Source organism: Micromonospora sp. NPDC005194, assembly GCF_040608335.1.
GTDB lineage: Bacteria > Actinomycetota > Actinomycetes > Mycobacteriales > Micromonosporaceae > Micromonospora.
This window is the reverse complement of the sequence record NZ_JBEXIA010000057.1, coordinates 1-26,849: the sequence shown is the minus strand read 5'-3', so window position 1 is coordinate 26,849 and position 26,849 is coordinate 1. Positions and strand designations below refer to the sequence as shown.

Annotated in this window: 21 protein-coding genes; 12 read left to right on the top strand and 9 right to left on the bottom strand. The window is 70.9% G+C overall.

Going from position 1 to position 26,849, the window contains the following annotated elements:
- The 6 genes from ABZU53_RS30060 to mmsB form a co-directional block, all read left to right on the top strand.
- On the top strand, window positions 1-1,884 hold a 1,884-nt coding region (locus ABZU53_RS30060; protein WP_355068948.1), incomplete at its 5' end, for an RICIN domain-containing protein.
- Between the two features lie 273 nt (window positions 1,885-2,157).
- Window positions 2,158-3,381, top strand: a complete 1,224-nt coding sequence (locus ABZU53_RS30055) for an IS110 family transposase (RefSeq protein WP_355068946.1) — start codon at window positions 2,158-2,160, stop codon at window positions 3,379-3,381.
- Window positions 3,382-3,765: 384 nt separating this feature from the next.
- Complete coding sequence (locus ABZU53_RS30050; protein ID WP_355068944.1) at window positions 3,766-4,755, top strand: LacI family DNA-binding transcriptional regulator; 990 nt, start codon at window positions 3,766-3,768, stop codon at window positions 4,753-4,755.
- 235 nt (window positions 4,756-4,990) lie between these two features.
- Window positions 4,991-6,133, top strand: a complete 1,143-nt coding sequence (gene chvE, locus ABZU53_RS30045) for a multiple monosaccharide ABC transporter substrate-binding protein (RefSeq protein WP_234582843.1) — start codon at window positions 4,991-4,993, stop codon at window positions 6,131-6,133.
- A gap of 82 nt (window positions 6,134-6,215) precedes the next feature.
- The gene (mmsA, locus tag ABZU53_RS30040) at window positions 6,216-7,754 is read left to right on the top strand and encodes a multiple monosaccharide ABC transporter ATP-binding protein (protein ID WP_355068942.1); all 1,539 of its coding nucleotides are present in this window, start codon (window positions 6,216-6,218) and stop codon (window positions 7,752-7,754) included.
- Window positions 7,751-9,001 carry a multiple monosaccharide ABC transporter permease gene (gene mmsB, locus ABZU53_RS30035; protein WP_354855015.1) on the top strand — a complete coding sequence of 417 codons (1,251 nt, stop codon included), beginning with the start codon at window positions 7,751-7,753 and terminating at the stop codon, window positions 8,999-9,001. The genes mmsA and mmsB overlap by 4 nt, the downstream gene beginning before the upstream one ends.
- 1,216 nt (window positions 9,002-10,217) lie before the next feature.
- Here mmsB and ABZU53_RS30030 read toward each other — a convergent pair.
- Window positions 10,218-11,594 carry a DNRLRE domain-containing protein gene (locus ABZU53_RS30030; RefSeq protein ID WP_355068940.1) on the bottom strand — a complete coding sequence of 459 codons (1,377 nt, stop codon included), beginning with the start codon at window positions 11,592-11,594 and terminating at the stop codon, window positions 10,218-10,220.
- Between the two features lie 222 nt (window positions 11,595-11,816).
- Between ABZU53_RS30030 and ABZU53_RS30025 the strand changes: the two genes are divergently transcribed.
- The 4 genes from ABZU53_RS30025 (at window position 11,817) to ABZU53_RS30010 (ending at window position 15,935) form a co-directional block, all read left to right on the top strand.
- On the top strand, window positions 11,817-13,097 hold the full coding sequence (locus ABZU53_RS30025) for an MFS transporter (RefSeq protein WP_354855017.1): 1,281 nt from the start codon (window positions 11,817-11,819) through the stop codon (window positions 13,095-13,097).
- A complete protein-coding gene (locus ABZU53_RS30020) occupies window positions 13,094-14,080 on the top strand; it encodes a hypothetical protein (RefSeq protein ID WP_355068939.1) in 987 nt (328 codons plus the stop codon). The genes ABZU53_RS30025 and ABZU53_RS30020 overlap by 4 nt, the downstream gene beginning before the upstream one ends.
- A 122-nt stretch (window positions 14,081-14,202) precedes the next feature.
- A complete protein-coding gene (locus tag ABZU53_RS30015; RefSeq protein WP_355068937.1) occupies window positions 14,203-14,892 on the top strand; it encodes a PhoD-like phosphatase N-terminal domain-containing protein in 690 nt (229 codons plus the stop codon).
- Between the two features lie 80 nt (window positions 14,893-14,972).
- On the top strand, window positions 14,973-15,935 hold the full coding sequence (locus ABZU53_RS30010) for a hypothetical protein (RefSeq protein ID WP_355068935.1): 963 nt from the start codon (window positions 14,973-14,975) through the stop codon (window positions 15,933-15,935).
- A 15-nt stretch (window positions 15,936-15,950) separates the two neighbouring features.
- Here ABZU53_RS30010 and ABZU53_RS30005 read toward each other — a convergent pair whose 3' ends face one another.
- The 6 genes from ABZU53_RS30005 to ABZU53_RS29980 form a co-directional block, all read right to left on the bottom strand.
- Complete coding sequence (locus ABZU53_RS30005; RefSeq protein ID WP_355068934.1) at window positions 15,951-16,889, bottom strand: ATP-binding cassette domain-containing protein; 939 nt, start codon at window positions 16,887-16,889, stop codon at window positions 15,951-15,953.
- On the bottom strand, window positions 16,886-19,924 hold the full coding sequence (locus ABZU53_RS30000) for an FtsX-like permease family protein (protein ID WP_355068932.1): 3,039 nt from the start codon (window positions 19,922-19,924) through the stop codon (window positions 16,886-16,888). The genes ABZU53_RS30005 and ABZU53_RS30000 overlap by 4 nt, the downstream gene beginning before the upstream one ends.
- An 80-nt stretch (window positions 19,925-20,004) precedes the next feature.
- Complete coding sequence (locus ABZU53_RS29995) at window positions 20,005-20,652, bottom strand: ATP-binding cassette domain-containing protein (RefSeq protein WP_355068930.1); 648 nt, start codon at window positions 20,650-20,652, stop codon at window positions 20,005-20,007.
- 79 nt (window positions 20,653-20,731) lie between these two features.
- Entirely contained in the window at window positions 20,732-21,313 is a 582-nt protein-coding gene (locus ABZU53_RS29990) for a TetR/AcrR family transcriptional regulator (protein WP_355068928.1), read from the bottom strand.
- A gap of 13 nt (window positions 21,314-21,326) precedes the next feature.
- On the bottom strand, window positions 21,327-22,019 hold the full coding sequence (locus ABZU53_RS29985; RefSeq protein WP_355068926.1) for a hypothetical protein: 693 nt from the start codon (window positions 22,017-22,019) through the stop codon (window positions 21,327-21,329).
- 28 nt (window positions 22,020-22,047) lie between these two features.
- Window positions 22,048-24,450: a PEP/pyruvate-binding domain-containing protein gene (locus tag ABZU53_RS29980; protein ID WP_355068925.1), complete on the bottom strand. Its 2,403-nt coding sequence runs from the start codon at window positions 24,448-24,450 to the stop codon at window positions 22,048-22,050.
- Window positions 24,451-24,567: 117 nt separating this feature from the next.
- Between ABZU53_RS29980 and ABZU53_RS29975 the strand changes: the two genes are divergently transcribed.
- The gene (locus tag ABZU53_RS29975) at window positions 24,568-25,227 is read left to right on the top strand and encodes a M23 family metallopeptidase (RefSeq protein ID WP_355068923.1); all 660 of its coding nucleotides are present in this window, start codon (window positions 24,568-24,570) and stop codon (window positions 25,225-25,227) included.
- A gap of 73 nt (window positions 25,228-25,300) precedes the next feature.
- Window positions 25,301-25,531 carry a DUF2188 domain-containing protein gene (locus tag ABZU53_RS29970; RefSeq protein WP_007457642.1) on the top strand — a complete coding sequence of 77 codons (231 nt, stop codon included), beginning with the start codon at window positions 25,301-25,303 and terminating at the stop codon, window positions 25,529-25,531.
- Between the two features lie 94 nt (window positions 25,532-25,625).
- On the opposite strand, the gene ABZU53_RS29965 is transcribed toward ABZU53_RS29970, so the two are convergent.
- Both ABZU53_RS29965 and ABZU53_RS29960 read right to left on the bottom strand, forming a co-directional pair.
- On the bottom strand, window positions 25,626-26,648 hold the full coding sequence (locus ABZU53_RS29965; protein WP_354855028.1) for a DUF4331 family protein: 1,023 nt from the start codon (window positions 26,646-26,648) through the stop codon (window positions 25,626-25,628).
- Between the two features lie 19 nt (window positions 26,649-26,667).
- The coding region (locus ABZU53_RS29960) for a hypothetical protein (protein WP_355068921.1) at window positions 26,668-26,849 on the bottom strand (182 nt) is incomplete at its 5' end.

Here is a 26,849-nt window from a genome sequence, read left to right as displayed (position 1 = left end):
TGGACGCGTAACAACGGTAACCAGCAGCAGTGGCAGTTCGTGGACTCGGGCGGCGGCTACTACCGGCTCAAGTCGCGGTTGTCGGGCAAGGTGCTCGATGTCTACAACCGTTCGACCGCCAACGGCGCGGCGATTGTGCAGTGGACCGACAACAACGGCACCAACCAGCAGTTCCAGCTGGCCGACTCGGACGGCGGCTACGTCCGGTTGATCAACCGCAACAGCAGCAAGGTGATGGAGGTGCAGGGCGCCTCGACCGCCGACGGTGGCAACATCGTGCAGTACGACGACTGGAACGGCACCAACCAGCAGTGGCAGCTCGTGCGCGTCGACGGCGGGGGCAACCCCACCACGCCGCCCCCCACGACGCCACCCCCGTCGAGTGGCACGTACTCGAACCCGGTGGTCTGGCAGGACTTCGCCGACGTCGACATCATCCGGGTCGACAACGTCTACTACATGTCGGCGTCCACCATGCACTACTCGCCGGGCGCTCCGGTGCTGCGCTCGTACGACCTGGTGAACTGGGAGTACGCCGGGCACTCCGTACCCCGGTTGGACTTCGGCTCGAAGTACGACATGAGCGGTGGTAACGCGTACGTCGACGGGATCTGGGCCTCGACGTTGAACTACCGGCCGAGCAACAAGACGTTCTACTGGGCCGGGTGCATCGACTTCGCGCAGACCCACATCTACACCGCGTCCGCCGTCGACTCGACGTGGAGCAAGCTCACCACCATCCCCAACTGCTACTACGACGCCGGCATGCTGATCGACGACAACGACACCATGTACGTCGCGTACGGCAACACCACCATCAGCGTCGCGCAGCTGTCCGCCGACGGAAAGACCCAGGTCCGCAGCCAGCAGGTCTACAGCACGCCGTCGAGCATCGGGACGCTGGAGGGCGCACGCTTCTACAAGCGCAACGGCGCGTACTACATCTGGCTCACCCGGCCGGCCAACGGCCAGTACGTGCTGAAGTCGACCAACGGCCCGTTCGGCCCCTACGAGCAGCGTCAGGTGCTGCTCAACCTGCCCGGCCCGATCTCCGGTGGCGGCGTGCCGCACCAGGGCGGACTGGTGCAGACCCAGAACGGCGACTGGTACTACATGGCGTTCGTCGACGCGTACCCCGGTGGCCGGATGCCCGCCATGGCGCCGATCACCTGGACCGGCGACGGCTGGCCGGTGCTGCAGACCGTCAACGGCGCGTGGGGCAGCTCGTACCCGAAGCCGAACCTGCCCGCCGCGCCCCGGGCGGTGAAGCCACTCACCGGCACCGACACGTTCGCCGGCACCACCCTCGGCCCGCAGTGGGAGTGGAACCACAACCCGGACAACAACCGGTGGTCGGTCAACAATGGGCTGCAACTGCAGACCGCCACGGTCACCGGCGACCTGTACGCCGCGCGCAACACGCTGACCCACCGGATCCAGGGCCCCACCTCGACCGCCACCATCGAGTTGGACTACTCCACCATGCGCGACGGCGATCGCACCGGCCTGGCGGTGTTGCGCAACTCGTCGGCGTGGATCGGGGTCCGGCGGGACAACGGGTCCACCCGCCTGGTCATGCAGAACGGGCTCACGATGGACGGCAACTGGAACACCACCAGCACCGGCAGCGAGGTGGCGAGCACCGCCGTCTCCGGTGGCCGGATCTGGTTGCGGGCCAACGCCGACATCAGACCCGGGTCCGGCCGGCTGGCCCGCTTCTCGTACAGCACCGACGGGGTCAACTTCACGTCCTTCGGCAACGCCCTGACCCTGGCCAACAACTGGCAGTTCTTCATGGGCTACCGGTTCGCCATCTTCAACCACGCCACACAGGCGCTCGGTGGCGCGGTCACCGTGCGCCGGTTCGACCTGACGACACCGTGACGCCGGTCACACAACGAGTAGTCCGCGGGTGACGCGAACGGACCACCTCTCTCTCCCCCGTTACCTTTTTGATCGTCCCCAGCCGGGGACCCTCGGTCGCCCGGCCCGGTATGACTTTCTGCCCCTGTCGTACGCATGATCCGGGGGGTGTTGTCGCCGGGTCGGGTGGCGTCGGCGGACCGCTGATAGGGACACGGCCACCCGTGTTGGGGTAGGTCTCTTCGTAACGTGGCTGCCGGCAGTCCGACGCCTGGACCAGCGGCCGGGGCCACGATGCGATGCGTGGAGGCGGGTGCGGTGCAGGACGGATACGGCGTCTATCTCGGCTTGGACGTCGGCAAGAGTGATCACCATGCGGTCGGGTTGGCGCCGGACGGCAAGCGGCTGCACGACGCGGCGTTGCCGAACACCGAGGCCCGGCTGCGGCAGCTGTTCGACAAACTCGCCCGCCACGGTCGGGTCCTGGTGGTGGTCGACCAGCCCGCCTCGATAGGCGCCCTGCCGGTCGCGGTGGCTCGGGCGGCCGGGCATCAGGTGGCCTATCTGCCTGGCCTGGCGATGCGGCGCATCGCTGACCTGCACCCGGGCACGGCGAAGACCGACGCCCGCGACGCCTATGTCATCGCTGACGCCGCCCGCACCCTGCCCCACACGCTGCGCCGGGTCGACACCGGCGACGAGGCTCTGGCCGAGCTGGAAGTCCTCGTCGGCTTCGACGACGACCTCGCCGGCGAAGCCACCCGCGTGTCCAACCGCATCCGGGGACTGCTGACGCAAATCCATCCCGCCCTGGAACGAGTCCTCGGGCCAAAAGTGCACCACAAGGCCGTGCTGGAGCTGCTGTCCCGCTGCGGCGGTCCAGTCGGGCTGCGCAAGGCCGGCCGCCGCAAGCTGGCCTCGATCGCCGCTGTCCACGCGCCCCGCATGGGCGAACGCCTGGTGGAGCAGATCATGGCTGCCCTCGACGAGCAGACCGTCACCGTCCCCGGCACCACCGCGGCGGAAACGATCCTGCCTCGCCTCGCCGACAGCCTCCGCGATGTTCTACGCCAGCGCGACCAGGTCGCCAAAGAGGTGGAGAGGACGCTTGATGCTCACCCTCTTGCCCCGGTCCTGACCTCGATGCCCGGCATCGGCGTCAGGACCGCAGCCCGGATCCTGCTCGAAGTCGGCGACGGCACCGCCTTCGCCACACCCGGGCACCTCGCCGCCTACGCCGGCCTCGCACCCGTCACCCGACGATCCGGCAGCAGCATCCGCGGCGAACACCCACCCCGAGGCGGCAACAAGAACCTCAAACGCGCGTTCTTCCTCGCCGCGTTCGCCGCCCTCGCCGACCCCGTGAGCCGCGCCTACTACGACCGCAAGAGAGCCGAAGGCAAACGCCACAACGCCGCACTCATCTGCCTCGCCCGACGCCGCTGCGACGTCCTGTTCGCCATGCTCCGCGACAAGATCCCCTACCAACCCCGCCCAGCCACGCCGATCGCCGCTTGACGAAACCCATAGGGACACCCCCCCCCGCGGAAGGTGTCCGCGTCGCCGCCTCCGGCCCGCCGCCGCCCTGTTCCGCGCTCTGTCCAGGAGCGCCGAGCGGGGCGGCGGTTCGCTGTGCCGGCTCGGGTCAGGGGCGGCCGGCACGCGCGGCGCGGAGCGCTGGCCGCCGGACCTGGCACCCGCCATGTCGTTCACGCTCAGCCGTTCCGTGTTGGCGGCGGTGCCTGGCGTAGACTGTCGGCGATCCAGCGCTGGTCACCTGCGATTCAGCACCGGCGTGGTGGCTGAGCGAGGGGGACCGGGCCGGGCCGCTCCAGTCAACGTCGACGGGCCGCGGGTCGGGTTGCAGGCGGGGGGAGTGAAATGGCCGTGCACGGTCCCGCGATGACAGATGTCGCTCGTCTGGCCGGTGTCTCCCACCAGACGGTGTCGCGGGTGCTCAACGGGCACCCCAACGTGCGTGAGCAGACCCGGTTGCGGGTGCGGGCGGCGATCGCCGAACTCGGCTACCGCCCGAACGGCGCCGCACGCGCACTGGTGACCGGCCGGTCCCAGGTCATCGGCGTGGTGGCACAGAACACGACCCTCTACGGCCCGGCGTCGCTGCTGGCCGCCCTGGAGCAGACGGCCGCGGAGGAGGGCTTCGCGGTCAGCGTGGGCAGCGTACGCAACCTCGACCACCGCTCCATCTCGGCAGCCGTCGAGCGGCACCTGGCGCACCGGGTGGCCGGCATCGTCGTCATCGCGCCGGTCGAGTCGGCCGGCGAGGCCCTGGAACGGCTACCCAAGGACGTTCCACTGGTGACTGTCGACGGCGATCCGCAGCGGCCGGTGCCGTTGGTGACGGTCGACCAGGTGGCTGGCGCGCGGGCGGCGACCCAGCATCTCCTCGACGCGGGGCACCGCACCGTGTGGCACGTCTCGGGGCCGTCCGACTGGTTCGACAGCGCCGGCCGGATCGAGGGCTGGCGGGCGGCGCTCCTGGCCGCGGGGATCGACCCACCGCCCCTGATGCACGGGGACTGGTCGGCGGCGTCGGGCTACCGGTGCGGGCAGATGCTCGCCCGGATGCCGGAGGTGACCGCGATCTTCACGGCCAACGACCACCTCGCTCTGGGCGTGCTGCGGGCGTTGCATGAGTTCGGGCGGCGGGTGCCGGCCGAGATCAGCGTCGTGGGTTTCGACGACGTGCCGGAGGCCGCGTACTTCATTCCGCCGCTGACGACCGTACGACCGGACTTCGACGCGGTGGCCCGGGCGAGCCTGCAGATGTTGCTGAGCCAGATCGAGTCGGGCATCGGTGGGGGTGCCCTGCGGCAGACCATCGCCCCGACCCTGGTCGCCCGCGACAGCGTCGCCCCGCCGCGCCACTGAGGCGTGCCAGCGCCGTGCGCCTCGGCGGCCGCCGATCCCGGCACGTACTGGCGGCCGTCGATCAATCATCGACCCGGTTTCGCGAGGTCGCCTCGGTGGCGAAGCCTCCGTTACGAGACCGTGACACCGGTATTTCGGATCAAGTGTTGACGTGCCCTATGTGAGCGCTAACACTACCCGAAAGGTGACAGGTGGCCCCGGCGGTCAGCGGGGGGAATCGGGAGAGGAGAAGCCCGTGAGCAGGAAATTCCTGGTTGCTCTCGGTAGTGCGGCGCTGGCGCTGAGCCTGGCGGCATGCAGTGGTGGAGGTGCCGGCAGCGGCGGCGACACCAGCGACAAGAAGCCGGGGGACCTGACGATCGGTGTCTCGATGCCGACGCAGACCTCCGAGCGGTGGATCGCCGACGGCAACGCGGTGAAGTCCAAGCTGGAGGCGAAGGGCTACAAGGTCGACCTGCAGTACGCGGGCGACGACATCCCCACCCAGTCGCAGCAGGTCGACCAGATGATCACCCAGGGCGCCGACGTCCTGGTCATCGCAGCGATCGACGGCACCGCGCTCAGCAGCCAGCTGCAGGCCGCCGCGGCCGCGAAGATCCCGGTCATCTCCTACGACCGGCTGATCCGCGGCAGCAAGGACGTCGACTTCTACGTCAGCTTCGACAACTACAAGGTTGGCGTCGCCCAGGGCACCGCGCTGCTGGTCGGTCTCGGCCTGTTGAACAAGGACGGCTCGAAGGGCACCGCCAAGGGGCCGTTCAACATCGAGCTCTTCGCCGGCTCGCTCGACGACAACAACACGCAGTACTTCTTCGGCGGGGCGATGGACACCCTGAAGCCGTATGTCGATGCCGGCACGCTGAAGGTCAAGTCCAAGCAGACCACCCCCGAGCAGGTCGCCACCCTGCGGTGGCAGCAGGAGACCGCGCAGAAGCGGATGGAGAACCTGCTCACCTCCAGCTACAACGACGGCTCCAAGGTCGACGGCGTGCTGTCGCCGTACGACGGCATCTCCCGGGGCATCATCACCGCCCTGCAGAACGCCGGCTACGGTAGCGGCGCCAAGAAGCTGCCCGTCGTGACCGGTCAGGACGCGGAGATCGCCTCGATCAAGCTGATCAACGACGGCGTGCAGAACTCGACCGTCTTCAAGGACACCCGCCTGCTGGCCGACCAGGCCGTGAACGCCGCCGAGGCGTTCCTGCAGAAGAAGCAGCCGCAGGCGAACGACACGCAGACGTACAACAATGGCGTCAAGGTCGTTCCGGCTTACCTGCTGCCGATCGCTACCGTCTACAAGGACGACATCAAGGCTACGCTGATCGACTCCGGTTACTGGACGGCGGAAGAGGTCGCCGCCGGTCAGGCCAAGAAGTAAGTCACCCCGTCGGGCTCGGCGGACAACCGCCGAGCCCGACGCCGTGATGGACCGCGTCCAGACCCGACAGAGGACAGTGACCATGGACGACACCATCCTCGAGATGCGTGGTATCACGAAGACCTTCCCGGGGGTGACCGCGCTGGAGGACGTCAGCCTCGCGGTGCGTCGGGGGGAGATCCACGCCATCTGCGGTGAGAACGGCGCCGGCAAGTCCACCCTGATGAAGGTGCTGTCCGGCGTCCACCCCTCCGGCTCGTACGACGGGGAGATCCTGTTCGACGGCAAGCCGATGCAGTTCCGGGGCATCCGGGACAGCGAGGCCAACGGCATCGTCATCATCCACCAGGAACTCGCCCTGGTGCCCTACCTGTCGATCGCCGAGAATCTCTTCCTCGGCAACGAGCGGCGTGGCCGTGGCGGGCTCATCGACTGGAACCGGGCCAACGCCGAGGCGGCCGAGCTGCTGGCGTCGGTCGGGCTGCACGAGAACCCGGTCACCCCGGTCATCCAGCTGGGCGTCGGCAAACAGCAGCTGGTGGAGATCGCCAAGGCGCTGTCGAAGAAGGTGCGCCTGCTCATCCTGGACGAGCCGACGGCCGCCCTCAACGACGTCGATTCGGCGCACCTGCTCGGCCTGTTGCGGCAGCTCAAGGAGCAGGGCATCACCTGCATCATGATCTCGCACAAGCTCAACGAGATCACCGCGATCGCCGACTCGACCACCGTCATCCGCGACGGCCGCACGGTGGAGACCCTGGACATGCGCGCCGACGACGTGAATCAGCAGCGCATCATCCGGGGCATGGTCGGGCGCGACATCGAGAGCTTCTACCCCGATCGCGTCTCGTCGCCCGGGGAGGAGGTGCTGCGGATCGAGGACTGGTCGGTGCGGCATCCGACCCAGGAGCGGATGGTCGTCGAGGGCGTCAGCCTGTCGGTGCGCGCCGGCGAGGTCGTCGGCATCGCGGGGCTGATGGGTGCCGGCCGGACCGAGCTGGCGATGAGCGTCTTCGGCCGTTCCTACGGCCGCGACATCCACGGCAAGCTCTTCGTGCGCGGGCGGGAGGTCAACGCCCGTACCGTCGCAGAGGCCATCGACAACGGCATCGCCTACGTCACCGAGGACCGCAAGCGCTACGGCCTCAACCTCATCGACGACGTCCGGCGCAACGTCTCGGCCGCAGCCCTGGACCGGCTGGCCCACCTGGGCTGGGTGAACGGCAACGAGGAGATCAAGGTTGCCGAGGCCAGCCGCAAGGAGATGAACATCCGGACGCCCAGCGTCATGGCGGTGGTCGGCAAGCTCTCCGGGGGCAACCAGCAGAAGGTCGTGCTGTCGAAGTGGCTGTTCACCGACCCGGATGTGCTGATCCTGGACGAGCCCACCCGAGGCATCGACGTCGGCGCCAAGTACGAGATCTACACGATCATCAACCGGCTGGTGGCCGCAGGTAAGGCGGTGATCGTGATCTCGTCGGAGTTGCCCGAGCTGCTCGGCATGTGCGACCGCATCTACACCCTCGCCGCAGGCCGGATCACCGGCGAGAAGCCGGTCGGCGAGGCGACCCAGGAGAGCCTCATGGAGCTGATGACCAAGGACAAGGAGCTCGTCGGATGACCAGCATCAAAACCCCTTCGACGGAGCGCCCGACGCCCCCGGACAGCACACCCGCCGCCGCCCTGCACAGTGGGACGAGCGACCTGCGGGCGCTGGTGTTGAACAACCTTCGGCAGAGCGGGATCTACGTCGCCCTGGTCGTCATCGTCGCGCTCTTCGCGCTCCTGACCGACGGGGTGCTGCTGAGTCCCGGCAACATCACCAACATCGTCCTGCAGTACTCGTACATCCTGGTGCTAGCGATCGGGATGGTCATTCTCATCATCGGCGGGCACATCGACCTGTCGGTGGGTTCGGTGGTCGCGCTGACCGGCGCGGTCTCCGCCGTCCTGGTGATCCAGCAGGGCCACCCCTGGTGGGTGGGCATCGTGGCGGCACTGGCCGTCGGTGTCGCGGTCGGCGCCTGGCACGGGTTCTGGGTGGCGTACGCCGGCATCCCGGCCTTCATCGTGACCCTGGCCGGCATGCTGCTCTTCCGGGGCCTCACGCTGCAGGTGCTCGACAACATCTCCCTGTCGCCCTTCCCGGCCGAATACCAGAAGGTCGCGGCGGGCTTCCTCAACGGGCTGCTCGGCGGTCAGGGCTTCGACGCGTTCACGCTGCTCATCGGCGCTCTCGCCGTGGCCGGGTACGCGGTGAGCGGCTTCCGCACCCGCCTGGCGCGCATCCGCTACCAGCAGCCGGTCGAGTCGTTCCCGCTGTTTGTCGCCCGGGTCGTCCTGGTGGGCGCGGTCCTCATGTACTTCGCCTGGCAGTTGGCGCACGCCCGAGGGCTGCCGATCGTGCTGATCATCCTGGCCGTGCTGGTGCTCGTCTACGGCCTGCTCACCCGGCGTACGGTCTTCGGCCGCCAGGTCTACGCAATCGGCGGCAACCTCTCGGCGGCGGCGCTGTCGGGCGTGAAGGTCCGCACCGTCAACTTCTGGATGTTCGTCAACATGGGCTTCCTCGCGGCGGTGGCGGGCGTCATCTACTCGTCGCGGTCCAACGGGGCGCAGCCCGCAGCCGGCAACATGTTCGAGCTGGACGCGATCGCCGCGGCGTTCATCGGCGGCGCGGCGGTCACCGGTGGCGTGGGCACCGTGGTCGGCGCGATGGTCGGTGGTCTGATCATGGCGGTGATGAGCAACGGCATGCAGCTGATGGGCATCGACCAGTCGACGCAGTCGGTGGTGAAGGGGCTCGTCCTGCTCGTCGCCGTCGCGTTCGACGTCTACAACAAGCGCCGCGCCGGTACGGCCCGCTGACACGACGACACTGCACACGTGTGCCCCTACCCGTCCCACGGGCAGGGGCACACGTCGTTAGGCGCCGCGGGGCGTTTGGCGCCGCGGGGCGTTTGGCGCCGCGGGGCGTTTGGCGGCGCGGGCGTTCGGCGGCGCGGGCGTTCGGTGGCGCGGGCGTTCGGCTAACCGGTCACGTCGACTCCGCGCTGCGGCGCCCACAGAAGCCCGCGCCGCGTCGCCGCCGACGGAGGCTCGCGCCGATGCCGGAAGCGCCTTGCCGGAGTCGGCCCCACCTTCCTCAAGCGCTGTAGAGCTGCCCCAGATATGGGGCGGCAACCCCGCGGCACGCAACAGGGCTCGCGGCCACGCCGGTGACGACCGCCGTGCCTGCAATGGCCGCCCTGGTGACGACGGCCGAACCGGTGGCAACGGCCGTGCTGGTGACGACGGCCGTGCCGGGTGACGACGGCCCTGCTGGTGGCGATGGCCGTGCTGGGTGACGATGGTCGTTCGGTGGCAACGCCGCGCCGGTTGGCAACGGCCGCGCCGGTTGGCAACGGCCGCGCCGGTTGGCAACGGCCGTCCTGGTGGCGATGGTCGTGCTGGCGACGACGGCGGCGCGGTCACGCCGCCCTTTCGCGGTCCATGGACGGCCCGCCGTAGAGACGGACGGCGTCGTCGGGCTGTCGATGCCGCAGATCTTGGACAGTTTCCGTTTTCTCGTAACGGAAACTGTCCAAGATCTGCATCGGCGAGGTGTCGTGATGGGTGTGCGGTCCTTCGTCTGCGGCCTGGCGTGCGGTTGGCGAGGGGCCGGGTGCGTGCCGCTGGCGAGGGTCAGGGGTCTGTGCTGCTGGCGATTGCACATGGTCCGCGAACTCGACCGGCATGACGACTTCCGCGCCGGGCGGGTGGGTGGCCCATATCTGGGGCAGCTCTACAGGGAACCGCACGGGACACTGGGCCGCCGGCCGTAGCGCCGTGCCGCCTGCCGCGCTTGCCGCAGCGTCGTGCCGCAGCGCCGCCTGCCGCAGCGTCGTGCCGCAGTGCCGCCGTGCCGCCGTGCCGCCGTGCCGCCTGCCGCAGTGCCGAGTCGCCGCGCCCACTGCTGCGGGGTGCCGCGGGTATCGCGTGGGGGCGGTGCGGGTGTTGCAGGTGCCGCGGGTGCTGCGGTGTCGCGCGCCGCTGCGAGGGGTGATCCCGCCGCCCCGGTAGCGGGGGCGGCGGGATCAGGCGGTCAGTGGCAGGCGCCGGTGCCGCTGTCGTTGTAGGTCTGCCCGGCGACCGGCACGAACTGCCAGTCGTAGCTGGCGGAGTGCAGGGTGAACTTCAGGACCCCGAACGCCGAGCTGTTGCGGGCCTCGCTGTTGGGCTGGATGGTGCCGAAGCCGTAGTGGTCGGCGCCGCCCATTCCGGCGACGAAGCTGCGCATCCCCCGGCTGGCGTCGTAGCCGCCGGCGGGGTTCATCGGGCCGAACCGCTCGTACACGTGGTTGTGGCCCCAGACCACGACGTCGGCGTTGTAGTCGTAGAGCGCCTGGTACAGCGGGCGGGTCGAGGTCGACGGCGCGTGGTTGGAGCTGGACGTGAACAGCGGGTGGTGCCAGTACGCCAGCGTGCACGGCTTGCTGCTGGCCGCCAGGTCAGCGCGCAGCCACTGCTCCTGCGTCGACCCGGCCGACATGCTGATGTTCGAGTTCAGCGACACGATGTGCCAGTTGCCGAGGTCGTAGGAGTAGTACCCGCGACCGCTCGGGCCGGCGGTCGTGCCGAAGTAGTTGTAGTAACCGGTCGCGCCGGACGTGTTGTAGTCGTGGTTGCCCGGTGACGGGCGGGTGCGCGCCTTGTGCCGGCCCCAGGTGGGTTCGTAGTAGCTGGCGAACTGGGACGTGGTGCCACTGTCGTAGACGTTGTCGCCGGTCGTGAAGACGGTGCCGGAGATGTTGTCGAGCAGCGCCGCCGTGGCGGTGTCACCGGAGCCGGAGGTGGCGATGTCACCGGCCCCGACGAGGACCGGATCGCCCGACGGCGGTGTCGTGGTGCCGGTCGTGACCACCAACTGCGGGGCGTCGCCTCCACTCTCCCGCGTGTCGTAGTAGGCGCCGTCGCCGCTGGTCGAGGTCGCGCCGAAGCTGAAGGTCCCGTTGCCGGTGACCGCTGAGGTGACGTCGACCTCGTACCAGGTGTTGCCGGCGACCGAGCCGAGCGACCCGAGGGTGGCCCCGTCGATCGTCGGCTGGTTGCTCCAGGTCGTGCCGGTCTCCGACCAGGTGGTGTTGGACATCGTCCGGAACGTGCCACCGGCGTCGCTGCCGCTGTTGCCGCTGATCGTGCGCAGCCGCAGCTTGGCGCTGGTCACCGTGCCGCTGACACCGCTCACCGTGAAGCGCAGGAACATCCGCCGTGCGGGTGAGTTGTCGACCACGATCTGCGTGGACGTGCCGTAGTTGGTGGACGCCGTGTCGCTCTGGACGTAGGTGTCGGCGACCGGCGTGAACGTCACGCTCGCCGCGGAGGCCGCGCCCGAGCCGGTCAGGACGACGGCGGCGGTGGCGGCGACGAGCACCGCGACCGTCCCGATCGTGACCGGTGGGCGGGCGATTCGAATGTCCATCCAGGACCCCTTCGTTGCGGGTGGAAAGCGCAAGGAATGTAGGAAGGTCGATGAACCGGCGGACTGCCGCCAGGTGAACAGTACGCTCAAGCAACGAAACATCTCGATGTTTCTCCGGTGTTCACCCACCGCATGTTTGTCCGCCCCTCGCGGTCCCTTGTGACGCCCCCGACCGGATCGTCACGATGGCTGACCGTCGCCCACCGATCAGAGGAGATGCGCGTGTACCTGTCGTCCGTCTCCCGGCCGGTCACCGACCCGCCCGACGCCGGTCCACGACGCCGACGGCTCGCGCTGGTCAGCGGCAACGTGGTCGCGCTCGGCACGGTCAGCCTGATCACCGACATCTCGGCCGAGATGGTGGCCGCCGTCCTGCCGCTCTACCTGGTGCTGGGCCTGCAACTCAGCCCGGTGGCCTTCGGCGTGCTCGACGGGGTCCACACGGGCGCCACCGCGCTGCTGCGGGTCGTCGGCGGCTTCCTCGCCGACCGGTTCCGGCGGCGCAAGCTGGTCGCCGGCGTCGGCTACGCACTCTCTGCCGTCGCCAAACTCGGCCTGCTGCTCGCCGGCCGGTCGGTGCCCGCGATCGGCGCCGTCATCGCCGTCGACCGGCTCGGCAAGGGTGTGCGCAGCGCGCCCCGCGACGCGCTCATCACGCTCTCCACCCCGCCCGAGGCCCTGGGCCGGGCGTTCGGGGTGCATCGGGCGATGGACAGCGTCGGCGCGTTCCTCGGGCCGCTCGTCGCGTTCGCCGTCCTGCTGGTCGTCGGGCAGTCGTACGACGCGGTCTTCGTCACCAGCTTCTGCGTCGCCGTCCTGGCCGTCGTCGTGCTCGTGCTGTTCGTCCGGGAGCGACCGACCGGCGAGCCGGCCGACGGGCCGGACGAGCCCCGGGTCTCCGTCCGCGAGGCGTTCGGCCTGTTGCGCAGCCGGCCCGCCCGTCGGCTGCTGCTGGCCGCGACGATGCTCGGGCTGGCCACCATCGGCGACGGCTTCGTCTACCTGGTGCTCCAGCGCCGGGAAGACCTTGGCCTGCGGTGGTTCCCGCTGCTGGCAGTGGGCACCAGCCTGGCCTACCTGGTGCTCGCCGCACCCCTCGGCGTGCTCGCCGACCGGATCGGGCGGTTGCCGGTGGTGGTGGGCGGCTACGTGGCCCTCGGCGCGACCTACCTGCTGCTGTCCGGGCCGGCGCACGGCTGGCCGGCGCTCGCGTTGACGCTGGCGCTGTACGGCGCGTTCTACGCGGCCACCGACGGCGTGCTCATCGCGCTCGCCGGGCCGGTGCTGCCACCACGGCTACGGACCACCGGGATCGCGCTGGTCCAGACCGGGCAGGCGCTGGCGTACCTCGTCTCCTCGGTCCTGTTCGGGCTGGCCTGGCAGGCGTGGGGGCCGCAGACGGCGGTCCGGGTGGCGGCCGTGGCCGTCGTCGGCGTCCTGGTCGTCACCGTGCTCCTGCTGGCCTCCCCGCTCCGCCCCAGTCTCCGGAAGGTGTCCCCATGAGCGCGATGTCGACCCGGGCGAAGCTCGGCGTGGTGGCCGCCAGCGCGGTGCTGTTGGCCAGCGTGGCGGCCGGCTACGCCGCCATCGCCGCCGAGCCGGCCCGGACCCCGCCGCCGACCGCCGCCGGGGACCAGGCGGTCACACTGGCGCCGGGCCCGCGCCTGCTGGCCATCACCGACCGGTACGTCTCCAGCGTCGCGACCGCCGATCCCGCCGGGCCGCGTACCGTCTCGGGTCTGGAATGCCTGCGGGTGTACGCGGCCGCCGGCACCGGTGTCTGCCTGCGGCCGGAGACGGCGTGGTCGTACCAGGTCGTGGTGCTCGACGCGGCGCTGCGCCAGAAGCGGACGCTCAGCGTGCCCGGCCTGCCCAACCGGGCCCGGGTCTCGGCCTCCGGCCGGATGGTCTCCTGGACGACGTTCGTCGGGGGCGACTCCTACACGGCGAGCGGCTTCTCCACCCGCACCGGCATCCTCGACACCGTCACCGGCGCCACCGTGACGTCGCTGGAGGAGTTCGCCGTCACGCGGGACGGTCGCGGCTACCGCAGCCCCGACATCAACTACTGGGGTGTCACCTTCACCGCCGACGACAACCACTTCTACGCGACCATGGCCACCGGCGGCAGGCGGTACCTCGTGCGCGGCGACGTGGCCGCCCGGACCGTCGAGACGATGCGGACGAACGTGGAGTGCCCGTCGCTGTCGCCCGACGGCACCCGGATCGCCTTCAAGGAGGCGATCGACGCCGACCCGACGAAGGGTTGGCGGCTGTCGGTCCTCGACCTGGCATCCGGGCGGGTCACCGCGACGGCGGAGACCACCAGCGTCGACGACCAGGCGGCCTGGCTCGACGACGCCACGCTGGCCTACACACTGCGCCAGAGCGACGGTCGGCCCGACGTCTTCAGCGTCGCGGCCGACGGGTCCGGTACGCCGAAACTGCTGATCCCCAGTGCCGAGTCGCCGTCGCCGCTGACCTGACGGCCCAGCCGCCAACCTCGGCGGCCAGGACACCTGACCGCCTTGCCGCGGTCGACGTCCCGTCACGTCGGCTTCCGCGCCGCAGCCTTCGCCGTTCATCGACGGCCTCGAAGGTATGGACCATGACAAGGCTGAGCCGTCGCATATTCGTCCTCAGTGGACGCGCTGCCGCTGGCGCCGCGGTGACACCCTGGCAGGGTGCCCGCGCCGCGGTCCCGTACTCCTTCAAACTCGGTGTGGCGTCCGGTGATCCGGCGTCCGACAGCGTGGTCCTGTGGACCCGGCTGGCGCCCTCGCCGCTCAACGCCGACGGGCAGGGCGGCATGGCCAACGCCGACGTGACGGTCGAGTGGCAGGTGTCCACGACGGACCGCTTCTCGTCGCTTGTCGCGTCCGGCTCGGTGGTCGCCCGCTACGCCGACGCCCACTCGGTGCACGTCGTCGCGGGCGGCCTCGCCGCCGACTCCGACTACCACTACCGGTTCCGGGCCCAGGGGCAGATCTCCCCGGTGGGACGTACGCGGACCGCGCCGGCCCCGGGCACCTTCGGCCGCGACCTGGTCATGGCCTTCGCGTCCTGCGCCCACTACGAGGCCGGCTACTACACCGCGTACCGGCGGATGGCCGAGGAGAACCCCGGGCTGATCCTGCACCTCGGCGACTACATCTACGAGGGTGGCGTCAACACCTCCGCCGTGCGCCAGCACGTCGGCGCGGAGATCGTGTCGCTGGCCGACTACCGCCGCCGGTACGCCCTCTACGCTAGATCTACCTGCGCCTGTTCCGCGACGGCACACCCGGCTACGAGCTGAAGCTCTCCACCGGCGGCACCAGCGGGGCCGCCTGGCGGCACATCAGCCCGGACGTCGGTATCGACGACCGGGGCAACACCGTGGTCGTCTGGGCCGCCGACGGAGACGGCAACGGCGTCTACAACATCCAGTACCGGGTGGTGTCACCGGCCGGTGCGATCCTCGGCTCGGGGCAGGCCAACGCCAGCGACGCCGGGCAGCAGATCTGGCCGAAGGTGGCGGTCGACCCCGACGGCGCGCCCACCACCGCCGGCGTCGGCTTCACCGTCGTCTGGGAGGACGTGCAGGCGACCGCTCCGGCCACCGTCAAGGCCGCCGGCTACACCGCCGCCACCGCCAAGGCGTACGAGGTGACGGCCTCGCAGACGACCGGCTCGCACCACCGCCCCGACGTGGCGGTGTCCGCCTCCGGCGAGGCGCTGGTGGTCTGGGACGAGGACGCCGACGCCAACGGCTCGTACAACATCGGGTTGACCCGGCTGGCCCGGTCGAACGGCGCGGTGGTGCTGTCCCGGCGCACGGCCAACGCGCAGAGCGGCGGGCAGCAGCAGCGGGCGTCGGTCGCGGCGACGTTCGCCGGTGACTTCACCGTCGGCTGGGAGTCGGACCACACCGGCACCCGGGGCGTCTGGGCGCGCTCGTTCACCGCTGCCGGCGCCGCCCGCCACGGTGAGGTCCAGGTGTCCACCGGGACCGGGGCCGTCGCGCCCGGGGTCGGCATCGACGACGAGGACAACGTCGTGGTGGGCTGGACGGTGTCCGGCGCCAACCCGGACGTCTGGGCGCGCGGCCTCAACCCGGACGGCAGCACCACCGGTCGGCTGGCGGCCCAGGCCCTGAGCCAGACCACGACGGGTCGGCAGGAACACCTGGCGATCGCCGCGTCCCCGTGGGGCGAGGTGAGCCTCTGCTACACCGACGACAACGACGGTAACGGCTTCGACCAGGTGCTCCTCGGTCTCGGGGCGACGAACTCCACCTGGCTGATGACCGCCGACGAGCTGCGCCAGCGCAAGGCGCGGGCCGCTGCCACGGTGAACTGAGTCGGCCGGGTCCATTCAGAGGGCGTGGTCGGGCTCGCCGCCGGCGCTGGCCGCCCCGTCGTCACCGCCGAGGGACGACGGGGCGGCCACGGCGCGCAGGGTGATCGCTCGGTCGCTGTGGTCGACCTCGAACAACGTGCCGGCCGGGAAGGCCGCCGACGTCTCGGGCGGCAACTGGATCGTGCCGTCACCGGCCACCACGGCGAAGTCCCGGCCGTCACGCCCCTCGGCGCCGACCCGGCCGTCGCGGATGGTGACCGCTCGGCCGAGCCGGGCACCCACCTCGCCGTCGTGGGTCACCACGACCACTGTGGTGCCCCGCTGCGCGTTGACAGTGGCCAGCGCCGCGAGCACGTCGTCGCGACCGGCCTGGTCGAGCTGACTTGTGGGCTCGTCGACCAGGAGCAGGCCGGGCCCGGCGGCGAGCCCCTGCGCCAGAGCGGCCCGCTGGCGCTGCCCCGGGGTCAGGTCGCTCACCCGCCGCGCGCCGGCGCCGCCGAGACCGACCAGTTCCAGGATCGCCTCCGGTGGGTCGAGCCGGCGTCCGGCCAGGCGTGCCGCGGGTCGCTGCGCCAACCAGATGTTGTCCGACAGCGACAGGTACGGCAGCAGGTTGCGTTCGGCGCCCTGGAGCACCGTGCCGACCGTGGCCCCGCGCAGGGCGGCCAGGCCCTTGGCCGAGAGCCGGGACAGCTCGTGGTCGCCCACGTAGACCCGTCCGGCGGAGGGTTGCATGAGCCCACCGAGAATCGCCACCAGCGTGGACTTGCCAGAGCCGGACGGACCCACCAGCGCCAGCATCTCGCCGGCCGCGATGTTCAGGTCCACGCCGGAGAGGGCGACGACGTCGCCGGTGGCGGTGGGGTAGATGTGGATCAGCCGGTGGCAGGTGACGGCCACACCCCCGGCCGGCTCTGCGGGGGTCTCCGGCGCGTCCTGCCGCGCGGCGGTCATCGACCGCTCCGGAGGCGCACCGAGGCGGCGACGATCCGACCGAGCACGACCGCCGTGAGGGCGAACACGATGACGGCTGGCACCGCGAACAACAGCAGCCGGCCGACGTCCGGCCAGTCGGGTATCGGGACCGGTGAGCGGCCGTCACTGAACAGACGCTGCCCGCCCCGGGTGAGGAGCCAGATCACCAGGGTGACGAGTGCACCCGACCCCACCGCGAACACGACCGGCCACCCGTAACCGCCGCGCACGGCGCGTGGCGGCAAGCCCTGCCGGCGGAGCGCCACCAGCATGGTCACCCGGGCGCGTTGGTCGGCGGAAGCCGTCGCCACCATGCCGGCCGTCCCGATCAGCACCCCGGCCAGCGCGGCGAACACGTTGAAACGCAGCGCCAACGCCGCCCCCTGCCGATCGAAACCCTCCCGTACCTGGGCGACCGTCCGGTCGCTCCGCACGACCAGACCCTGTGCGCGAAGCCGGTCGAGGATGTCCGCGGGAGCCGACCGAGCCAACCAGACCTCCTCGCTGCCGTTCTGGCTGGCGACGGCGAGTCGGTCCGCGTACTCCAGGTCGACGATGAGCCCGGATCCGCCGAGCCGCGGCAGGCGGTCGACCAGACCTCGAACCGATCCGTTGGTCGGTGTCCCGTCGACACCGTCGTACGGGTGTGAGCCGCCGACCGCCGTTCCCTTCGACCGGGTCAGGTAGACGGGCAGCGGGAACGGCGCATCGACGACACCGACGCCGGCCGGCTTCGACCGCCGGTTCTCCGCGATCTCGAGGGCCAGCGCCGCCTTCGGCCCGCTCGCGGCGCCGAGGAACGTGTCAACCGGATCGAGCAGCCGCCACCGTTGCGGATCGGCGAGCTGCGCGCCGGTCAGCACGACCGTCTCGCCCTGGCCGTCGCCGTCGGCGGCACGCAATTCCTCGAACTGGACCTTGAGCTGCCCGGACACCACGGGAGCTTCGATTTCGATCTTGACCAGCCGGCATTCCTGCGCGCACTCGGGCACCTGGAGGTCGTAATCCCTCCGGCCGGGCTTGATGTCGTCGCGGGGGAGGACCACCCGGGTGCCGTTCCTCCCGGAGATCGTGATCGCGAGGCGGACCCGATTTCCGGCGAAGACCTCGGCGTCGAAGTCGGCGGAGAGCGCCATGATGAGCTGGCTACCCCGCAACCGCACGGGTGTCCCCGGCGCGGCTGGGTGGATGTCTCGGGCGATGTCCGCCAGGGACGCGCCGTAGGACGGATGCGGCGCGGCCACCGTCGCGAGCCGGTCCGAGTCCACGGCCAACAGCGGTGTGCCGGCTGCGGCGGGGGAACCCGACACCACCGCGGCCATCGCGAATCTGCCCTCGGGATCCACCGCCCGCACGGCGGTCAACAGGTGTGAACGCGACGTCGCGTCGACCTCGACGACGCGCGGCGCGCCGACCTCGACGACCGCCCGATCGCGGTAGGCGGCCGAAGCGACCTCACTCGTCGCGACGGTGAAGGCGAGCATGGCGACGACCACGGTGAGCAGGGCGATCAGCGGGCGGAACCGTGGTTGCCGGGCCACCTGCACCAGGGCGAGGCCGACCGCCGTTCGGCCGCGCGCGAGCAGCGCCGCACCCACCGCGGCGCCGGCGATCATCGCGACCCGCGCCAGCAGCACACCTGCGGCGAGCGCTCCGGCGACCGGCGCCACCAGCGCCAGGCCACTGGGCGATCCGCCGGAGCGCAACTGCACCACGGCGGCCACGGCGATGGACACCGCGACGACGTCGCCGATGGTCGCCCGCCACCCTCGTACCCGTGCCGGCACCCGGCGCAGCAGGTCGACGACCGGCGCGGACATCATCCGAGCCTGGGCCAGCAGCACCGCGGCGAGCGCGCCGACAGCGCCGATGGTGGCGAATCCGATCGTGGTCGCGTCCACCGCGACGTCGACGTGGGTCGGGAGGGTGTGCGCGGCGAGCAGTGTGGCAGCGCCCAGACCGGCCAGACAGCCGAGGGGAATCGCGACCAGGACGGGCACGGCGTGCTCGCCGATCGCCAGCGCCCACAGGCGTCGGCGCTGTACGCCACGGAGCAGGAGCAGGCCCTGCTCCGGTCGCCGCTGGTCCGCCGCCGAACCGACCGCGACGAAGAGGACCAGCCAGCAGAGCAGAACGAGCAGCCCCGCGCCCAGCGCCACGCCGTCGGCCAGTTGCCCGCGTTGCAGCGTGACGCGATCCAACAGGCCGGGCAGGCTGGTGCCGGCCCCGTAACCCGCACGGCCCCCGTCGCGCTTCAGCACCGCGAGCGTCGCCTGCAGGTCCGGTATCGATCGGCTGTCCAACAACTGCTCGGTGGCGTAGAGATCAGCCGTCGATCGGAACAGGATCGCTTGATCGTCGACGAGGGGTGCGGACTCGGCGCTGAAGATGGCGTCCTCGGCGCTGCCCGGGATCGACCCGCTGGCCGAGTCCGCCGCGGGTGGCCGAATGATCTCCTCGCCAAGCCAGAACGGATCCTTGACGTCCAGCGATTGGTAGACGCCGGCCACGCGCACCGGCACCGCGCCGAACGTGAACTGATCCCCGACGACGACACCGAGCCGCGCCGCGGTGTGCGTGCTGACCATGACCTCGGGGAGCTGACCCCTCGAAGTGGCCCGGGGGCAGGCGCCGGTCACGGTGACCCGTTCGCAGACCCCCGCCCGATAGGTGAGGTTCGAGGTCACCGTGCCGGCACGGCCGGCGGCGACACCGCCACTCTGGGCGCCCAGGACGACGTCGAAACCGGCCGGCGTCAACTCCCGGACCTTGCCCGCGAACAGCGTCCTGTTGGGATCGCCGGGCATCCCCGGATATTCGACGGGCTCGGCGAGTCGCACCCGGAGCTCGTTCGGCTGCGCGGTGGACAGTTCGTAGCGCCACAGGGCCTGCCCGGCTGCGGCGACGTAACTCGGTGCGGCCGCGGCGGCGGCACTGGCGAGCAACGCGAGCAGGAGCACGGCCGTGGCCTGCGCCCGGCGGGCCGCGAGCGCTGCCCAGATGATGGTCAGCATTGACGGTGATGGTATCGGCGAAGCCCTACGCTCACCGTCCCCTGCGAGTGGACTGAGACCTGCCGGTTACGGGAGGTTCCTCAATTCCGGACGATCTCCGCCCGGCCCTCGACGAGGTGAAGCTCCGCTTCGCAGGCGGCGGCCACCTCCGGGTCGTGGGTGGCGAACACGACGGCCGCACCCCGGCATGCCTCGTCGTGCAGCAGATCCAGAATCCGCTGCCGATTGCCCGCGTCCAGTTCGCTGGTCACCTCGTCGGCAAGCAGCACGCCGCCGCGCAGCGCCAGACCGCGAGCGATGGCCGTACGTTGCTGCTGGCCGCCGGACAGCTCCTCGACCATCTGGTCAGCCTGGCCGGAGAGGCCCAGCCGATCCAACATCGCGGCGGTCTGCTGGCGGGCCTCCGGCGCTGCCACGCCGCTGGCGACCAGTGCGACCTGCAGGTTCTCGGTCGCGGTCAGGATCGGGGCCAGACCGTTGTCCTGCGGGACGAGGACGATCCGGTGCTCGACCCCGTGATCACGGTCGCGGAGCGCCTGCCCGTCCACTGTCACGGTGCCCTCCCGCGGGTGCAGCAGCCCGGCCATCGCGTTGAGCAGGGTGGTCTTGCCGGCACCCGACGAACCGGTCAACGCCAGCATCCGACCCGGACGGACCGTCACCGACACGTCCCGGAGGACGGGGGGCGTGTCGCCGTAGCCGACCGACACCCTGTGCAGAGTCAACATCCGCGCTCGCCCCTCCCGGTACCGACGTTCCGCACAGTGCCACGGCCGTCCAGATGGCGCAATCCTGGAGGAGACACGCTCAGGTGGTCGCCGGTGTGCCGAAGAACAGGTCGAGGTGGGCGTCCAGGGCGGCGAGGGCCTGCTCGGCGGTGTACTGCCCACCGAGCAGGTGGACGCCCAGCCCCTCCATGAGCGCCAGCAGTCCCGTCGCGGCGGCGTCGCCACGGCCGGCGGGCAGGACGCTGGCGATGAACGCGGTGAGCTGGGCGGTGTCCTCGCGCAGGCTGGGCGCGGCCGACGGCCGCACCGCCGCGTACGCGAGGAACGCGAGTGCCACCCGACCGTCGTCGCGGGTGTGCTCGTCGAGCGGCAGGAGTGCGGCGATCATCGTGCGCAGCAGCAGCCGGGGGGAGGGATTCTCGCCCAGGCCCGCCACCGCCTCGGTGACCCGGATCTGACTGCGTTCGCGGACCACGCTCAACGCGAAGGCCATCATCTCGTCCTTGGTGCGGAAGTAGTGCTGGACCATCCCGGCGGACACGCCCGCCTCGGTGGCCACGTGGCGCAGGCTGACCGCCTCCAGGCCGTGGTCCGCGGCGACCCGCATCAACGCGTCCGCGATGAGGGTGCGTCGCTGCTGGTGATCGACCTTCTTGGGCATGACCTCGATCGTTTCACAGTGGGTGGCCGGGAGCCGCCGTCGTGCGGCGGTCAGCCTCCGGCGCGGGCGTGCCCCGGGCGCTGCGCAGCAGACCGTCGGGGTCGTCGGCGTACAGCCGCAGCTCGTCCATCGGCGCGGACCGGCCCGTGGGCAGGTCGAAGGTCGTCGGCCTGCGCAGCAGGACGTCGATGCTCGTCTGACTGCCGACCGAGAGGTGCAGGACGCGCCGGTCACCCTCCTGCTCGACCTGGACGGACCTGCTGGAGGGCAGTGAGCGGTGGCGTTTGCGCAGCGCCGCGACGTCTGCCCAGGGGATCCAGATGTCGATGCTCGAATTGACCCGCACCCGCAGGCCGGTGTCACCCACGACGTGTGGATGAATGGTCATGCTGGCGTAGAGACCGACCATCCAGAGCACGCCCCAGATGCCCAGGCCGAGCACGATCCAGCGGGCCGGCCGCCACGGCACCACGTGGGTGACGATCAGGTCGAAGATCGGGATCTCGACGACCGACAGGGCGATGAAGATGCCGAGGATCGGCTTGACCACGCCGAGGTAGCCGAACGCTTCGCCGCCGGGCCCCAACGGCAGTGGACGACGCCGCGCCCACACGTAGAGGCTGCGCCACATCGCCGCCTCGGCCACGGCCGCCCGACGCAACAGCGGTTCCACTCTCGCCCTGGTCGGCGTCCTCGTGTCGGTCATCTCGTCGTCCTCGGGGTTCAGGTGGTGGTCAGTGGACGGTCACGACGCCGGCGCCGCCGTCGACGGTGACGAGCTGCCCCGTGGAGATCGTCCGGGTGGCGTCCGGCACGCAGATGACGGCGGGAATGCCGTACTCCCGGGCCACCGTGGGGCCGTGCGCCATGATCGCGCCGGTCTCGGTGACCAGCGCCGCGGCGGTGAGGAACAGCGGGGTCCAACCGGGATCCGTGGTCGCGGCGACCAGGACGTCGCCGGGCTCGACGTGGGCGGTGGCCGGGTCGCGGACGACCCGGGCCGGGCCGGTGACCCGGCCCGCGGACGCCCCCACGCCGAGGAGCGTCCCGTCCAGGGCGGACGCCGCCGGCAGGACGGTCTCGACGTCGGTGCCGTCGGACAGCAACGCCACCGGCACCGACCGGCGACGCAGCTCCCGGCGGTGCACGGCCCGTCGGGACGCGACGGCGCCGCGGTGATCAACATCCTGGTGTACGGCGGCGCGCACCTCGTCGAGGGTCAGGAACATGATGTCGTCCGGCTGTTCCAGCAGCCCGGCGCCGGTCAGGTCCGCCCCGATGAGCAGCAGTTGTCGGCGCCTCTCCCGCAGCGGGTACAACCCGGCGAACTTGCCGGCCTCGCGCAGGCCGGCCAACGAACGGGCCCGGCGCAGCAGGAACCCGGCGACCCGGCCGCGCACCGGGCGCCGCCGACGGGTCCGCGTGACCAGCTCTCCCAGCGCCGTCTCCGCCGCCGCCGCGGCGCGGTGGAAGCGCTGGTCGGGGCCCTGCCCCGGATCGGTGACACGCAGGTAGTTGGCGAGCGCGGCGAAGACCGGTGTGGGGTCTTCGGCCCAGCGCGGCACGCCGACGTCGACCTCGGCGACACCGCGGTGGCCGTACGCGTCCAGGAAGTCGGCCATGCCGATGTCGGGCAGCGTTGCGGCCAGGTGGCGGGCGGCCAGCTCGTCCGGTGGGGTGTCGAGCAGGAGTCGTCGGTGCTCACCCACGCCCTGGGCGAGCCGCCACAGCGCCAGGTCCATCTCGATGGTGACGTTGTGCGGCATCCCGCCGAGCACGGCGTGGATCTCGCCCGGGTCGGCGACACCCTTGAGCAGCGTGGCCGGCATCGCGGCGGCGAGCATCCCGGCGACGATCGGCCACATGATGGCGTCGCTGTCGTCCCTGTCGTCGCGCGCTTCGAGGAAGCGCAGCCGGTCGGCCGCGGTCCGCAGGTCGTCGGTGGCGACCGACCGGACTCTGAGCTGCTCGATCGCCTCGAACATCCGGATCCGTGCGGCGTCCGGGCGCGCCAGCGCGCGTACGATCCCCACCACCGCGCGGCCGGCCGTCCGCAGCGACGCCGCACCCTGTCCCGCACCGCGTCCGGTGCCGCCGCTGGTGGGGGCGAATCGCGGATCCGCCAGGACGTGCTGCATCACCGCCTGTGCCCGGGGGCCGAAGTCGACAGCCATGAGCTTGACCAGCCGTCTGCGGGACGACCGGCTCCTGGCCAGGTCGGTCAGGTCGCCGTAGAGGCGTCCGCCGATATCGACGATCTCCACCCGGACGCCGAGCGCCGCGAGCATCGCGGTGATCTGCGCCCGCAGGGTCGCCATGCCCATCGGGGTGACCGGTTGCAGCATGCCCTGGACGTGGCCGAACTCCAGAAAGACGCGGGGGAGGGGCTTGCCGGTGGCCGGTGGCAGGGGGAACAGGCTGGTGATCGGGCGCGACTGCAGCAACCACAGCACGTCGTCCGCGTCGATCGCCCACTCCACGTCCTGCGGGCAGCCGAAGTGGTCCTGCAACCGTTCACCGGTGGCCCGCAGTCGCTCCAGGTGCGCGGCGGTCAGGCACCCCGTGTCGTGCCGCGCGACGCCGTCGAGGACGTAGTGGTCGACGGCCGTCGCGCCGTCCACGACTGTGGTGCCGAGACCCGGCGCGGCGTCGACCGCCATCTCGTCGCGGCAGCCGGTCAGCGGGTTGGCGGTGAAGAGCACCCCCGCCGCCGTGGGCGTGACCATGCGCTGCACGATGACCGCCATCCGCACCTCGCGGTGCTCGATGTGGCGGGCCTCGCGGTAGGCGGTCGCCCGGTCGCTGTGCAGCGATTCCCAGCACCGGCCGATCGCGGCGATCAACTCGGCGCCGCCCGTGACGTTGAGGACGGTGTCCTGCTGTCCCGCGAAGCTGGCGTCCGGCAGGTCCTCGGCGGTGGCGCTGGAGCGCACCGCCACCGGGCCGGCCCCGAGTCGCCCGTACGCGGCGATGATCTCCGCCGCCGGGACGACGCCGCGCCGATGGGCCTCGGTGGTGACGCAGAAACCCTCGGGGACGCGTTCGCCGCGCCGGATCAATTCGCCCAGCCCGGCTGCCTTGCCACCGACCAGGTCGACCATCTCGGCGGTCACCTCGGACAACGCGATAACGGACATGACGCCCTCCAGTTGCAATGCGACTGCATCGCAACCACCGTAGCCCCGTTACGATGCAACTGCAATGTCACCTGGGTATGCGCGCGACCCGCGATCGCGGCGTTGCCGGCGTCTGCCATGCTCGGGCCGGTGACGACCGGCCGCCCCACCCGAGCCCGCAGCCACCGCCGCCTCCGCCGCCGGCTGATCCCCGTCCTTCTCGCGCTCGTCGTGGCGGCGGCCGTGCTGGGCGTCGCCGTGGTGGTCGTGCCGTTGCTGCGGCCGGCCGGTCCCCGTCCGCTCTTTCAGATGCCGGTCGCCTGCGGTGAGACGTGGCAGCTCAGCACCTACCCCGGTCACGACGACTTCGACGTCGACCTGTTCCCCATCGAGGGCGAGGCATGGGGGCGTCCGGTGCTCGCGTCCTACGGCGGCACGGTCACCGTGGCGGGCATCAACGGTTCACTGGGTGGGCGTACGCCGGAGAATCCGGAAGGCCCGCGCGGTCGCGGCGGCGGCTACTGGGTGAAGATCGATCACGGTGGCAAGTGGGAGACGCAGTACCTGCACCTGCTCGAACCGCCGCTGGTCGAGGTCGGTCAGAAGGTCGCCCAGGGTGAGCAGATCGGGCGGCTCGGCAGCACCGGCGACTCCGGCGCTCCGCACCTGCACTACGAGCAGCGACGCGGCTGGGACAAGGTCGAGACCCATTTCGGCGGTGCGCCGTCGGGCATCACCACCGACGAACGCGAACAGATACTTCGGCGGGTGAGCGAGAACTGCCCGGCCGTCTCCTGAGGACCACGGGTTTGTCCACCACGGCTCGGGGCACTGGACTGGTGACAGTTCGGACGCAGGGAAGGAGCCGGCGATGGTCAAGGGTGACGTCGACACGTACCAGGAAGACGGGCAGTGGAAGAACCGTCCGGAGGGCAACGATCGGGCCAGCAGCACGCACGACTCCAAGGCCGACGCGCAGGCGCAGGGGCGCGAGATGGCAGCCGACCGGGGCGTCGAGCACGTGATCAAGAAGCAGGACGGCACGATCGGGGAGAAGAACACGTACCCGCGCAGCCGCGACCCACGGGACATCGCGGGCTGACCGCCGCACCGCCTGCGGACCGACCTCTTCGGCGTGACCGAGGAGGTCGGTCCGCTGTTGGGCGCGTCGTCGTGAATCGCCCATGGGATGCGGGTCAGGCCGGCACCACGTACGGGAACGCGTCGGCGCGGGCGGCCTTCGTGACGTCGGGCGTGAGGCCCGAGGTGGTGCCGGTGTTGAGGACCAGGGAGAACATCACCTCGGGCGCGTTGTCGGCCATGGTGCGGCCGTTGCGGACCGCGAAGCCGTAGTTCGCGGCCGTACCGACGGTGTACGAGAGCACGTCCGGGTATAGCTGCCGGGCGACGCTCCAGCCGTACGCCTGCGGGTCCGGTGCGGTGCCGTTCGCCGCGACGACCCCGGCGACCGCGGTGGCGATCTCCTTTCCGTCCTCGGGCAGGTCCTGGCTGGGGTGCCGGAAGTTCGCCGGGTCTGAGAAGTCGGTGTCGTGCGGCCAGAAGATGGGCCACATCATGGGGTGGCCCGCGCGGTTGATCTGCCGCCACCCGCCCGCGTCGGTGGCCAGCAGGGTCCGACACCAGACGCCGATCTCGGTGCCCTCGCGCAGCAGCGGCTCGTCGTGGGAGACCTCCAGGACGATCGACTCGACTGTGGTGCCGGCGAAGCTGTTCTTGGCCTGGTCGACCCGCCACGCCGAGCGGTCCACCCGCGCGCCGTTCTTGACCGCCCCGTTGATCGTGGCGAGCTCGTCGAGGTCGACGTAGAACGGGTCGGTGATCCGGCCCGCCCAGATCCGTACGCGCTGCCCGGTCGTCACCTCGCCGGTCCTGCCCTGGGCGATGGGGGTTCCCATGGCGGCGTCATCGCGGGCGTCCGCGCCGGTGAGTTCGTACAGCTCCAGGGTCTGCGTGGCGTTGCCGTCCGGCTCGCCGAACGCGAATCGGTAGGCCAGCTCCTCCAGGTCCGAGCCGTTGAAGTGAATCTTGAACTCGTAGCGGGCCTCGGCGTGGAAGCCGCGCTTGATGTCGGCCTTGGTCACCGAGCTGTTGACGTCCATGACGAACACGGTGGTGCGGTCGCCGTTGAAGACGTACAGGTCGTCGATGTAGAGCTGACCGCCCTGGGCGGCGAGGGGGGTGTCAAGGTGGTGCGACATGGGCTCACTCCCGTAACGGCTATATCTGGATTAAACCGAACATAGCGGTCGGGTTTGTGGTCGCCCGGTCCATCGACCGAATCAGGCTGACCCGGTGGGCGGAGATGTCGCACCGGCCCGAACCCACTCCGGTGATCGAGCCGTCGGCGTTGAGCCGCCACCGCTGGTTGGACTGGCCGTTGCAGTCCCAGATGATCACCG